We start from the raw sequence: 12,632 nt of genomic DNA, 5'->3' as shown, positions 1-12,632 counted from the left end.
GTCGCGGGTTTTCGCGATGCGCCGGTCTGAAATCCACACAAGACCCCGGAGCCAACATCATGACCACCCCTGAGATCTCATCTGACGCCTTCTCGTCGGTCCGCACGATCACCACACCGGCCGGTCCGCGCAACCCCGGACAGCCGTCCTGGAACACCCAGCGCGCGTCCGCCATGCCGGTGAACCGCTACCGCACCTTCGCCGAAGAGGTCGAGAACGTCACCCTGGCCGACCGCACCTGGCCGGACAAGGTCATCGCCACCGCACCCCAGTGGTGCGCGGTGGACCTGCGCGACGGCAACCAGGCGCTGATCGACCCGATGAGTCCCGCGCGCAAACGCCGCATGTTCGACCTGTTGGTACGGATGGGTTACAAGGAGATCGAGGTCGGCTTCCCGTCGGCCAGCCAGACCGATTTCGACTTCGTCCGCGAGATCATCGAGCAGGGCGCCATCCCCGACGATGTCACCATCCAGGTGCTGACCCAGTGCCGCCCCGAATTGATCGCCAAGACCTTCGAGGCGTGTGCCGGTGCACCGCAGGCGATCGTGCACTTCTACAACTCGACCTCGATCCTGCAGCGCCGGGTGGTCTTCCGTGCCGACCGCGAGGCCGTGAAGGCGATCGCCACCGACGGGGCCCGGATGTGTGTCGAGGAAGCCAAGAAGTACCCGCAGACCCAGTGGCGCTTCGAGTACAGCCCGGAGTCCTACACGGGTACCGAGCTGGAATACGCCGTCGAGGTCTGCAACGCCGTCGCCGAGATCGTGGCGCCCACTCCCGAAGTGCCTCTGATCGTCAATCTGCCGGCCACCGTCGAGATGGCCACCCCCAACGTGTACGCCGATTCCATCGAGTGGATGAACCGGCACCTGACACCACGGGACAGCATCATCTTGAGCCTGCACCCGCACAATGACCGCGGAACCGCGGTCGCCGCAGCAGAACTTGGCTATCAGGCCGGCGCCGACCGGATCGAAGGCTGCCTGTTCGGCAACGGCGAGCGCACCGGCAACGTCTGCCTGGTCACGCTGGGCCTGAACCTGTTCAGCCGCGGTGTCGATCCGCAGATCGACTTCTCCAACATCGACGAGATCCGCCGCACCGTCGAGTACTGCAACCAGCTGCCCGTGCACGAACGCCATCCCTACGGCGGCGATCTGGTGTACACCGCGTTCTCGGGCAGCCATCAGGACGCCATCAACAAGGGTCTGGACGCGATGAAAGTCGCTGCCGACGAGCAGGACTCCGATGTCGACGACATCCTGTGGCAGGTGCCGTATCTGCCGATCGACCCCAAGGACGTCGGACGCACCTACGAGGCCGTCATCCGGGTCAACTCGCAGTCCGGCAAGGGCGGCGTGGCCTACATCATGAAGGCCGATCACGGTCTGGTGTTGCCGCGCCGACTGCAGATCGAGTTCAGCCAGGTCATCCAGCAGATCACCGACGGCGAGGGCGGCGAGGTGTCACCGAAGGAGATCTGGGAGGTCTTTTCCGAGGAGTACCTGGCGCCCATCCGGCCGCTGGAACGGATCCGCCAGAAGGTCGACGCTGCCGAGGTCGACGGTGGCACCGACACCATCACCGCGATCGTCAAGATCGACGGTGCGGAACGCGAGATCGTCGGCGCCGGTAACGGTCCGCTGGCCGCGTTCGTGGACGCCATCGGGGCGGTCGGTTTCCAGGTGAACGTGCTGGACTATTCCGAGCACGCGCTGTCGGCCGGCGAGGAGGCGCAGGCGGCCGCCTACGTGGAGGCGTCCATCGGCGGCAAGACGGTATGGGGTGTGGGTATCGCCACGTCCATCACGACCGCCTCGCTGCGTGCCGTGGTCTCCGCAGTGAACCGGGCGGCGCGGTAGAAGCTCGCCCGTCCGGCGAACCGAAGCGTCCGGGTGCCCAGTCCGGTCACCTCGAACCCGATGCTGCGCAACAGGTCCGGTAGGTCAGCGTCGTGTACATCCACGATGTGCATGCTGCCGCCCGGCCTGAGCACCCGGTACGCCTCGGCCAAGGCCTCGGTCTTCGCTGCATCGTCCAGATGGTGCAGCATCATCGAACTCAGCACGCGGTCGAACGACGCGTCGGCGTAGGGCAGCCGTTGCGCGTACACCCGATCGAACCGAACATCGGCCGACGGTGCTATTTTTCGCTGCGCCCGCGCCAGCGCCCGAGGGTCGGGGTCGGTGGCTGTCACGTGGGCGGTGGGCTGTAGACCCACGATACGCGTGGTGAGATTGCCGGTGCCGCAGCCGATTTCGAGGACTTCCACGTCATCGAACAGGCTGGCCTGACCGGCCAGCGTGTCGTAGCCCGGCGACATGCCGAGCACCCGGGTGATCATGTCGTAGGCCGGCAGCAGCAGATCGTTGCCGTTGGCGGGCAGGTAGTCGTGCTTGTTTCCCATCCTCGCCGTGATGGAATTTGGATGATCTTTCGCCATACCTCCATCGTGTGACCGGCCCCGACATAGGTGTTGACCGATTTTGGGCAAAAGTAGGATTATCTTTGGTCATGGCAGCTCCGGCCCGAATCGTTCGGCATCGGGACGGTATCCCGGTCTACGACTACGCCGTCGGACTCGATACGCCCCCGGTATCGCTGATCCGGCTCCGGGCCGGCGAACTGCCGGAGTCCCGCCCGCATATCCACGATTTCCCGGTCCTGACGTATGTCCCGGACAGCGGCGCCGTCATCGTCGCCGCCGCCGGCGAGGCCGTGGACCCCACCCGGATGGGATCCCGGTTCGACGCGATCGGGATCTTCTTCGACCCCGCGGCGCTCGGTGTGCAGGCTCGCTCACCGTGGCCCACCTGGCGGGGCCCCCCACTGTTGTTCCCGTTTCAGCATGAGCACCGCGGCGGCATGCTCGAGCTGCACGTGCCCGTGCAGCGGCGACCATTCTGGAACGCTGCCGTCGAGTCGATCGGCACGGAGCTCACCTCCCGCCGCGACGGCTACCGCCCAGCGGTACTGGCGCATCTGACCTTGCTGTTGATCGATCTGGCCCGCCTCGCCGACGATGTCATCGCCGACCGACCTCGCGGCGGCACGTCGGTGGTGACCGAAGTCCTCGCCGTGGTCGAGCGCCGCCTTGCCGAACCGCTGTCCCTGCGGGATGTGGCCGACGAACTGGGCCTGACGCCTGGCCACCTGACCACGGTGGTGCGCCGCCGCACCGGACGCACCGTCGTCGACTGGATCCTCGACCGCAGAATGTCCGCGGCGCGGGTGCTGCTCGCCGAGACCGACCTGCCGATCGCCGACGTCGCGCGCCGTGTCGGTCTTCGCGACCCCGCCTACTTTGCGCGCTTGTTCCGCAGGGAACACGGGGTCGCGCCGCGCCGTTGGCGCGCGGGCGCCAGGCCGGGGTGAAACACCTCTGCCTCGTTCAGAACAACGCGTACTGGTCACCGTCGCCGGTGGTGTCGGCGAACTGCTCGACATCGGTGCCGCCGACGGCCTGCCCGATCAGGGCCATGAACTCGGCGTCGCCCATCAACGGGATGCCCTGCTCGACCGCTTGGTAGCCCTTGCCCTGTGCGGGCGCGGCGTCGTTGCACACCACCAGGGAGGTCTGCTGGTCGACGTTCTCCGCGTAGGCCAGTCCGGCGTCGAGGATCCGCTCGATGACTTCTTCGTGGGTGTGTGTCATCTCCGCCGACAGCGCGATCCGCATGCCCTGCACCAGCGGCCGCCCCGCGACGTACAGCCCCGGATTCAGGTGATCGCACGGCAACCGCGCGGCCAGCACCTTGAGCGGGCGCAGCTCGTCGTGGGTGATGTGGCCGTTGGGCCAGATCCGCCGGCTCACCGAACGGATCGGCAGCCACGATTTGCGCTCACGCGCCTGGACCAGCGCGGGCTTGAGGATCTGCGCGAGCACCAGGGCGTCGTCCAGCGCGTCGTGCGGGCGCAGCTGGGTGGCGCCCCAATGCCGCGCCAGCGTCTCCAGACGCAGGTTCTCGGTGCCCAGGTCCAGCCGGCGGGCCAACTCGACCGTGCACATGACGGTGTCGACCGGCAGCTGGGCCCCGACAAGTTCGGCCTCGGCGGCCAGGAAGGCGTAGTCGAACGCCACATTGTGAGCGACGAGGGTCCGCCCGTGCAGCACCTCCATGAGCCGCGGCGCGATATCGGCGAAGGTGGGCTGGCCGGCCAGCATCTCGGCGGTCAGTCCGTGCACGTGGGTGGGGCCCGGGTCGACGCCGGGGTTCAGCAGGGAGGAGACGCTGTGCTCGACGCTGCCGTCGTCCCCGACGGCCAGGGCGGCGACGCTGACGACGCGGGCCTGGCCGGGACGGAACCCGGTGGTCTCCACGTCGACGACGGCCCACCCGGTGCCCGCTTCGGCCGCCGGTCGGCCCCAGCACTGGCTCATATCCCGAGGATGGCACGGTGGTCTGACAAGACCGGATCGCAGAGGTGCGTGTCGGGTGCCTAAAATTCGCAGGATGGTCTCAACCGGCGGGCAGGAGCGCAGCGACTCGGGGGTGTCCCTGCGAGGGCGGCTGGCGCTGGGCGCCGGGTCCGCCGCACGCTGGGCCTCGCGGGTCACCGGGCGCGGTGCCGGGGCGATGATCGGCGGCCTGGTGGCGATGTCGATCGACAAGTCGATCCTCGGCCAACTCGGCAAGGGCCGCCGCTCGGTCATCGTGACCGGCACGAACGGCAAGTCCACCACCACCAGGATGACCGCGGCGGCACTGGCCACGCTGGGTCCGGTGGCCACCAACGCCGAGGGCGCCAATATGGACGCCGGTCTGGTGGCCGCGCTGGCGGGCGCGCGCCGGGCCGAGCTGGCCGCGCTGGAAGTCGACGAGATGCACGTGCCGCACGTCAGCGACGCGGTGTCCCCGGCAGTGATCGTGCTGCTGAACCTGTCCCGCGATCAGCTCGATCGGGTCGGTGAGATCAACCACATCGAGCGCACCCTGCGCGCCGGGCTGGCGCGCCACCCGGATGCCGTCGTGATCGCCAACTGCGATGACGTGCTGATGACCTCGGCCGCCTACGATTGCCCGAACGTGGTGTGGGTGGCCGCCGGCGGCAGCTGGGCCGGGGACTCGGTGAGCTGTCCACGCTCCGGGGAGATCATCGTCCGCGACGGCAGCCATTGGTATTCCACCGGTACGGATTTCAAGAGACCGACCCCGCAGTGGACCTACGACGACACCGACATCCACGGTCCCGACGGTTTCACGCTGCCGATGACGCTCGCCCTGCCGGGTGCGGTCAATCGCGGTAACGCCACCCAGGCGGTCGCCGCGGCGGTGGCGCTGGGCGCCGACCCCGCGCGGGCGGTGGCCGCGGTGTCGACCGTCGACGAGGTCGCCGGCCGGTACCGGACGGTCACGATCGGCGATCACACCGCCCGGCTGTTGCTTGCCAAGAACCCGGCCGGCTGGCAGGAGGCACTGTCGATGATCGACAAAGACGCTGCGGGGGTGGTCATCTCGGTCAACGGGCAGGTTCCCGACGGGGAGGATCTGTCCTGGTTGTGGGATGTCCGCTTCGAGCATTTCGAGCGCACCCAGGTGGTGGCCGCCGGCGAACGCGGTACCGATCTGGCGGTGCGACTGGGCTACGCCGGGGTCGAGCACACATTGGTGCACGACACCCTGGCCGCCATCGAGTCGTGCCCGCCCGGTCACGTCGAGGTGATCGCCAACTACACCGCGTTCCTGCAACTGAACCGGCGGGTGTCATGACGGTGCGGATCGGGCTGGTACTGCCCGACGTGATGGGCACCTACGGCGACAGCGGCAACGCCGTGGTGCTGCGACAGCGCCTGCGGCTGCGCGGGATCGACGCCGAGATCGTCGAGATCACGCTGGCCGACCCGGTGCCGGACTCATTGGACATCTACACCCTTGGCGGCGCCGAGGACTACGCGCAGCGCCTGGCCACCAAACACCTCATCCGTTACCCGGGTCTGCAGCGCGCCGCCGTACGCGGCGCCCCGGTGCTGGCGATCTGCGCGGCCATCCAGGTGCTCGGTCATTGGTATGAGACCTCGGCCGGTGAGCGTGTCGACGGCGTCGGACTGCTCGACGTCACCACCGCCCCGCAGCAGACCCGCACCATCGGGGAGGTGTCCTCGACACCCTTGCACGGCGGGCTCACCCAGCCGCTGACCGGATTCGAAAATCACCGGGGCGGAACGGTTCTCGGCCACGACGCCCAGCCACTCGGCGCGGTCACCAAGGGCGCGGGAAACCGGGCCGGCGACGGGTATGACGGGGCGGTGCAGGGCAGCGTGCTGGCCACCTACCTCCACGGGCCCTGCCTGGCACGCAATCCCGAACTCGCCGATCACCTACTGAGCCAGGTCGTCGGCGAACTTCCCCCGCTGCACATGGCCGAGGTGGATCTGCTGCGCGCCGAGCGATTAGCGGCGCCGCGGCGGGTCTAGCCCGCTACGAGGTCGCGCAACCGGGCACGCACACCGTCGATCTCGGCGCGCGCACCCATGATCCGGCGACTGACGGCCTGCGGATCGGCGAACATCTCGCTGAGGTAGCTCTTGATGGCGCCCGGATCCTGCGGCGGCAGGTCGAACCCGCCGGGTTTGAGCATCCGCACGGCCTTCTCGGTGGTCCAGTTCGACAGCGCCACGGGAATGGCGCCCTCGGTCGCGGCGATGATCAGCGCGTGCAGACGATCACTGACCACAATGGCCGAATCCCGATACATGGTGCGCATCACGGCTTCCCACTCGTCGTGGGACTCATCACGCATCAGGATCGCCGGTGTGCCCGGGTGCAGGATCTCGGCGAGTTTCTCCATGACGGCGCGGTCACGGCGCACCTGGCTGTACACCTGGATACGCAGTCCATACATGTGCGCGATCTCTCGGATCAACGCAATCTTGTCCTCGGTCAGCACATCCCGATCCGAACGCATGGTCACCGCCAGCACCTTGCGGGCCGACGGCGGTGGTCCGAGGCCGTCGGCCGGGTCGGGTCCCTCCCCGAACGCCCAGTCCGGGGCCACATCACCGACCTGGAACGAGTCGCGGGTGTTGGCGTCGCGCCACGCCACCACCGGCATCTTGCGCCGCGCCAACCGTTCCAGCGGAGGGACGTCCACCTGGTCGCGAACGATGCGGGTGTCCCCTGTTGCGTTCTTGCCGACCGTCGACATCCGCACCCCGGCGCCGACTTGGACCATCGCACCGCCGCGGCTCTTGGCTCCCAGCGCCCCCGCCAGCGTCCACCAGCCCCAGTAGCGGCGGAAGCGCTCCGGCATGAGGATCTCGCCGGTCGGCATGACCAGGATCGTGCGGCCCGCCGCCGGGCTGCTCAGCGCGCGGAACAACCAGCCGGCCGCCGTGTCGTACTGCTTCTCGGTGCCGTCCAGCCCGATCGCGGACACATAGTCCTCGGCGTTGGGATCGAAGTCCTTACGGCCCACGTGAACGTGGAGCTGCGCGCCGTCGATGTTCTGGAAGGTGCGTAGTTGACCGCGGCGCAGGATCGAATCGCCGATGTTGTCACTTTGCCCCCAGGTCGAGAGGAAGACGCGAGTCACCGTCACCGCCCTTCGCGAACACTGCACCGCCGTGGGAAATCAGCAAACAACCCTCCACCCGGGCGATGCTTCATTTATTGACGAATCTGTCATCTAGACCATAGCGCGACGACCGGCGAGCGCACGGCCTAACGTCAATTCGTCGGCAAACTCCAGGTCACCGCCCATCGGCAGGCCCGACGCGATCCGGCTGACGGTGAGGCCGGGGATATCCCGCAGCATCCGCATGAGGTACGTCGCTGTCGCCTCACCCTCGGTGTTCGGGTCGGTGGCAATGATCACCTCGGCGACGTCGACACCGTCGACGCGCTCCCCGATCCGGTTCAGCAGCTCGCGGATGCGCAGCTGGTCCGGGCCCACGCCGGACAGCGGATCCAGCGCCCCGCCCAGCACGTGGTAGCGGCCCCGGAACTCGCGGGTCCGTTCCACGGCCTGGATGTCCTTGGGCTCCTCGACGACGCACACCAGGGAAGCGTCGCGGCGGGCATCGTTGCAGATCCGGCAGCGCACGTCATCGGAGACGTTGCCGCACACCGCGCAGAAGGTGACACCATCGCGAATTCGACCGAGCACCGCTGTCAGCCGATCAATATCCGGCGGCTCCACCGACAGCAGATGAAACGCGATGCGTTGGGCACTCTTGGGCCCGATACCCGGCAGCTTGCCGAGTTCGTCGATCAGATCCTGTACCGGTCCCTCGAACAACTCAGGTACCCGGCAGTCCGAAACCACCCAGCCCGCCGGCCAGCGGCCCGAGCCGGGTCTGGGCGAGGATGGTCACCTGCTTGGCGGCGTCGGCGAGGGCACCGACGATGAGATCCTGCAACGTCTCGGGATCGGACGGGTCGATGACCTTCGGATCGATGGCCACCGCGACGACCTCTCCGCTGCCCTTCATGGTGACCTGGACCAGGCCGCCACCGCCCTGACCGTGCACCTCGGCATTGGCCAGCGCCTCCTGCGCCTCCATGAGCTGCTGCTGCACCTGCTGAGCCTGCGCGAGCAACGCGGACATATCGGGCTGACCACCACCGGGCTGCATGGGACTGTCCCCTCTTGGTTGCGACCTGGTCTCGACTTCATTGCACTCACAAGACCGAGACGATTTGCTCTTCAACAGTAGCCGCCACCGCGGCTACCGTGGCGGCGTGCACGTCCCCTCCACCTTGCGTGTCGGCGCCATCGCGGCGGCGGCCATGCTCGTCGCCGCCGGTATGTCCGCCTCGGCCGCGCCGCCGGCCGGCGCCGCGCCCAACAGCATCGCCGGAAAGATCGTGTTCCTCGACCCCGGCCACAACGGCGCCAACGACGCCTCCATCAGCCGCCAGGTGCCCACCGGTCGCGGCGGCACCAAGGATTGCCAGGCCAGCGGCACCTCCACGAACTCCGGTTATCCCGAGCACACTTTCAACTGGGACGTGACCCTGCGTCTGCGGGCAATCCTGGACGCCAACGGGGTCCGGACCGCGATGTCGCGCGGTAACGACGACGCGCTGGGTCCCTGCGTGGACGAGCGCGCCGCGATGGCCAACGCACTGCGGCCCGACGCCATCGTCAGCGTCCACGCCGACGGCGGTCCGGCCACGGGGCGCGGCTTCCACGTCCTGTACTCCTCACCCCCGCTGAACACCGTGCAGGCCGGACCCTCCATCCAGTTCGCCCAGATCATGCGCGACCAACTTCAGGGTTCGGGCATCCCGCCGGCCAACTACATCGGTTCCAACGGCCTGGATCCGCGCTCGGACATCGCCGGGCTCAACCATGCGCAATTCCCCTCGGTGCTGGTCGAACTGGGCAACATGAAGAACCCCGCCGACTCGGCGCTGATGGAGTCCGAGGCCGGGCGCCAGAAGCTCGCCGAGGCGGTGGCCCGGGGCATCGCGACCTGGCTGGCCAACAAGGGTTAGCTTTCGAGTTCCTGCTTCAGGTTGGCCAGCACCTCGTCCTGGATCTTGCGCAGCCCGAGCGGGGCGAAGGTCTTCTCGAAGAAGCCCTTGACGCCGCCGGCGCCCTTCCACGACGTCTTCACGGTGACGGTCGAACCGGTTCCGGCCGGTGCGACCGTCCAATTCGTGACCAGGGTCGAGTTGGCATCCTTCTCGATGACGGTCTTGCCGGCGACGTCGACGTCGGCCTTCACGTCGCGGGAGCGGGACTTGGTGGCCTGCAGCTTCCACGTGACAACCGTGCCTGCGCCCTGCCCGCCCTCGAGCACGGAGTAGTTGCTGTAGTGCGCGGAGAGGATCTTGGGCCGTACCGTCTGATAGTCGGAGACCGCGGCGAGCACAGCTTCCGGTGCGGCATCGATCAATACGGTGCTGGAAGCGCTGACCTGTCCCATGAGTGCAAAACTCCTGTCGTCACATATCGGTACGGTCGCGGCTTCGGCGACCGAGGACTAGCGTATATGTGTGTCTGTTGTTGCAACTGACGCACAAGCTGTGCACGGGGCGGGCGTGCAGCGACTACTGGCAAGCTATCGAGCCGTCCCCCCGGCAGCGACCGTGCGGCTGCGCAAACCCACGTCGAACTTGTTCCGGGCGCGGGAACGCAACGCTGCCCCCGGACTGGACACCTCGGGGCTCACCGGCGTCATCTCGGTGGACGCGCACACGCGCACCGCCGATGTCTCGGGCATGTGCACCTATGAGGAGCTGGTGGCGGCCACCCTGCCCTACGGCCTGTCCCCGCTGGTGGTGCCCCAACTCAAGACCATCACCCTCGGCGGCGCGGTCACCGGGCTGGGGATCGAGTCGGCGTCGTTCCGTAACGGGCTACCCCACGAGTCGGTGCTCGAGCTCGACATCCTCACCGGCGCCGGTGAAATCGTCACCGCAAATCGAGATCTGCACTCGGACTTGTTCCGTGCCTTCCCCAACTCCTACGGCACGCTCGGCTATGCGGTGCGGTTGCGTATCGAACTGGAGCCGGTGGCGCCCTACGTTGCGCTGCGTCATCTGCGCTTCCACTCGCTCGACGAGCTGGTGGCGGCGATGGACCGCATCATCGAGACCCGCGGTTACCAGGGTGTGCCCGTGCATTACCTCGACGGTGTGGTGTTCAGCGCCGACGAGAGCTACCTCTGCCTGGGGTTTCAGACCGACACGGCGGGCCCGGTCAGCGATTACACCGGCCGTGAGATCTACTACCGGTCCATTCAGCACGACCACGGCGAACGTCACGACCGCCTCACCATCGCCGATTACCTGTGGCGCTGGGACACCGACTGGTTCTGGTGTTCAAGGGCTTTCGGTGCCCAGCATCCGGTGCTGCGCCGGCTGTGGCCGCGGCGCTACCGGCGCAGCAGCTTCTATTGGAAGCTCATCGGTTACGACCGGCGTTTCGGTATCGCCGACCGGATCGAGAAGCGCAACGGGCGCCCGCCCAGGGAGCGGGTCGTGCAGGATGTCGAGGTGCCGCTGGAAAACTGCGGCGCGTTCCTGAACTGGTTCCTCGACAACGTCCCCATCGAGCCGATCTGGCTGTGCCCGTTGCGGCTACGCGACCAGGGTGCCCAATGGCCGCTGTACCCGCTGCGCCCGCACCACAGCTACGTGAACATCGGGTTCTGGTCCTCGGTGCCCGCCGGACCGGCACCCGGCCACACCAACCGGCTCATCGAGCGCAAGGTCTCCGAACTGGACGGTCACAAGTCGCTGTATTCGGAGTCCTTCTACAGTGCCGACGAGTTCGACGCCCGCTACGGCGGTGAGGCCTACCGGGCGGTGAAGACGGTCTACGACCCCGATGGGCGACTGCTCGATCTCTACGCGAAGGCGGTGCAGAACCGGTGACTACGTTCAGAGACCGCACCGAGCCGGGCAAGCTCAGTCTCGCCGAGGTGCTGCAGGCCTTCACCTCCGGCCGGCTCCCCGTGAAGTTCACCGCCTATGACGGCAGCACGTCGGGCCCGGAGGACGCCGCGGTCGGCCTGAGATTGGCGTCGCCACGCGGCACCACCTACCTGGCGACCGCGCCGGGCGAGCTGGGTCTGGCGCGCGCCTACGTGGCGGGCGACATCGAGCCGCTGGGTGTGCATCCCGGCGACCCCTATGACCTGCTGCGCGCACTCGCGGACAAGACGGCGATCAAGCGCCCGCCCGCACGCGTCCTTGCCAATGTCATCGGATCGATCGGCTTGGAGCACCTTGTCCCGATCGCACCGCCCCCGCAGGAGGCACTGCCCCGCTGGCGGCGTATCGCAGAAGGCCTGCGGCACAGCCGCAACCGTGACGCCGAAGCGATCCACCACCACTACGACGTGTCGAACGCCTTTTACGAGCGGGTGCTCGGGGCGTCGATGACCTACACCTGCGCGTGCTATCCGGATGGGCAGGCGACGCTGGAGGAAGCGCAGGACAACAAGTACCGGTTGGTGTTCGAGAAGTTGCGGCTCAAGCCCGGGGACCGGTTGCTCGACGTCGGCTGCGGCTGGGGCAGCATGGTGCGCTACGCCGCCCGGCGCGGAGTGCGGGCAGTGGGTGTCACGTTGTCCGCGGAGCAGGCCGCGTGGGCGCAGCGCGCCATCGCCGACGAGGGCCTGTCCGCACTGGCCGAGGTGCGACACGGCGACTACCGCGATGTCCGCGAATCCGGTTTCGACGCGGTGTCCTCGATCGGCCTGACCGAACACATCGGCGTGGCCAACTATCCGGCGTATTTCGCCTTCCTGCAGGCGAAGATGCGTACCGGCGCATTGCTGCTCAACCACTGCATCACCCGCCCGAACAACCGGGCCGGCGCAACGGCGAGCTTCTTCATCGATCGCTATGTGTTCCCCGATGGGGAGCTGACCGGGTCGGGGCGCATCATCGCCGCAGCGCAGGATGTCGGCCTGGAGGTACTGCACGAGGAGAACCTGCGCCACCATTACGCGTTGACGCTGCGCGACTGGTGCGCCAACCTCGTCACCCACTGGGACGAAGCCGTCGCCGAGGTCGGCCTGCCCACCGCCAGGGTGTGGGGCCTCTACATGGCCGGCTCCCGGCTCGGCTTCGAATCCAATGTCGTTCAGCTGCACCAAGTTCTGGCGGTCAAGTTGGATGATCGCGGCGGTGACGGCGGTCTGCCGATGCGGCCCTGGTGGACTCCGTGAG

Annotated in this window: 13 protein-coding genes; 7 read left to right on the top strand and 6 right to left on the bottom strand. The window is 67.7% G+C overall.

The genetic code is table 11. The features are described 5' to 3' along the window. Window positions 1-59: 59 nt before the first annotated feature. Entirely contained in the window at window positions 60-1,865 is a 1,806-nt protein-coding gene (leuA, locus tag A7U43_RS05315; protein WP_067992003.1) for a 2-isopropylmalate synthase, read from the top strand. Here the strand turns inward: leuA and A7U43_RS29080 are convergent. Beyond that, window positions 1,751-2,410, bottom strand: coding sequence for a class I SAM-dependent methyltransferase (locus tag A7U43_RS29080; protein WP_231963534.1), 660 nt, complete (start codon window positions 2,408-2,410; stop codon window positions 1,751-1,753). The genes leuA and A7U43_RS29080 overlap by 115 nt on opposite strands. Window positions 2,411-2,517: 107 nt before the next feature. Between A7U43_RS29080 and A7U43_RS05310 the strand changes: the two genes are divergently transcribed. Then, window positions 2,518-3,378 (top strand): helix-turn-helix transcriptional regulator, encoded by an 861-nt coding sequence (locus tag A7U43_RS05310; RefSeq protein ID WP_067991999.1) that lies wholly within the window; start codon window positions 2,518-2,520, stop codon window positions 3,376-3,378. Window positions 3,379-3,394: 16 nt separating this feature from the next. On the opposite strand, the gene A7U43_RS05305 is transcribed toward A7U43_RS05310, so the two are convergent. Then, complete coding sequence (locus A7U43_RS05305; RefSeq protein WP_067991996.1) at window positions 3,395-4,384, bottom strand: DEDDh family exonuclease; 990 nt, start codon at window positions 4,382-4,384, stop codon at window positions 3,395-3,397. 73 nt (window positions 4,385-4,457) lie between these two features. Here A7U43_RS05305 and A7U43_RS05300 point away from each other — a divergent pair, with 73 nt between their 5' ends. Further along, window positions 4,458-5,714: a Mur ligase family protein gene (locus tag A7U43_RS05300; protein WP_067991993.1), complete on the top strand. Its 1,257-nt coding sequence runs from the start codon at window positions 4,458-4,460 to the stop codon at window positions 5,712-5,714. Beyond that, window positions 5,711-6,418, top strand: coding sequence for a type 1 glutamine amidotransferase (locus A7U43_RS05295; protein WP_067991990.1), 708 nt, complete (start codon window positions 5,711-5,713; stop codon window positions 6,416-6,418). Before A7U43_RS05300 ends, A7U43_RS05295 begins: the two co-directional genes overlap by 4 nt. On the opposite strand, the gene A7U43_RS05290 is transcribed toward A7U43_RS05295, so the two are convergent. The 3 genes from A7U43_RS05290 to A7U43_RS05280 form a co-directional block, all read right to left on the bottom strand. Continuing rightward, window positions 6,415-7,536, bottom strand: coding sequence for a hypothetical protein (locus A7U43_RS05290; protein WP_156525848.1), 1,122 nt, complete (start codon window positions 7,534-7,536; stop codon window positions 6,415-6,417). The two genes, A7U43_RS05295 and A7U43_RS05290, sit on opposite strands and share 4 nt — an antisense overlap. 93 nt (window positions 7,537-7,629) lie before the next feature. Next, entirely contained in the window at window positions 7,630-8,241 is a 612-nt protein-coding gene (recR, locus tag A7U43_RS05285; RefSeq protein WP_067991985.1) for a recombination mediator RecR, read from the bottom strand. Window position 8,242: 1 nt separating this feature from the next. Next, window positions 8,243-8,578: a YbaB/EbfC family nucleoid-associated protein gene (locus tag A7U43_RS05280; RefSeq protein ID WP_067991982.1), complete on the bottom strand. Its 336-nt coding sequence runs from the start codon at window positions 8,576-8,578 to the stop codon at window positions 8,243-8,245. Between the two features lie 154 nt (window positions 8,579-8,732). Between A7U43_RS05280 and A7U43_RS05275 the strand changes: the two genes are divergently transcribed. After that, window positions 8,733-9,443 carry an Rv3717 family N-acetylmuramoyl-L-alanine amidase gene (locus A7U43_RS05275; RefSeq protein ID WP_068001957.1) on the top strand — a complete coding sequence of 237 codons (711 nt, stop codon included), beginning with the start codon at window positions 8,733-8,735 and terminating at the stop codon, window positions 9,441-9,443. On the opposite strand, the gene A7U43_RS05270 is transcribed toward A7U43_RS05275, so the two are convergent. After that, on the bottom strand, window positions 9,440-9,877 hold the full coding sequence (locus A7U43_RS05270; RefSeq protein ID WP_067991980.1) for an SRPBCC family protein: 438 nt from the start codon (window positions 9,875-9,877) through the stop codon (window positions 9,440-9,442). The two genes, A7U43_RS05275 and A7U43_RS05270, sit on opposite strands and share 4 nt — an antisense overlap. A 70-nt stretch (window positions 9,878-9,947) precedes the next feature. Between A7U43_RS05270 and A7U43_RS05265 the strand changes: the two genes are divergently transcribed. After that, entirely contained in the window at window positions 9,948-11,330 is a 1,383-nt protein-coding gene (locus A7U43_RS05265; RefSeq protein ID WP_067991978.1) for an FAD-binding oxidoreductase, read from the top strand. Beyond that, a complete protein-coding gene (locus A7U43_RS05260) occupies window positions 11,327-12,631 on the top strand; it encodes a class I SAM-dependent methyltransferase (protein WP_067991973.1) in 1,305 nt (434 codons plus the stop codon). Before A7U43_RS05265 ends, A7U43_RS05260 begins: the two co-directional genes overlap by 4 nt. Window position 12,632: the final 1 nt, after the last annotated feature.

Origin of the sequence: Mycobacterium adipatum (assembly GCF_001644575.1) — a bacterium.
Lineage (GTDB): Bacteria > Actinomycetota > Actinomycetes > Mycobacteriales > Mycobacteriaceae > Mycobacterium > Mycobacterium adipatum.
Note: the sequence above shows the minus strand (reverse complement) of the source record. Positions and strands in the feature narration are given on the sequence as shown.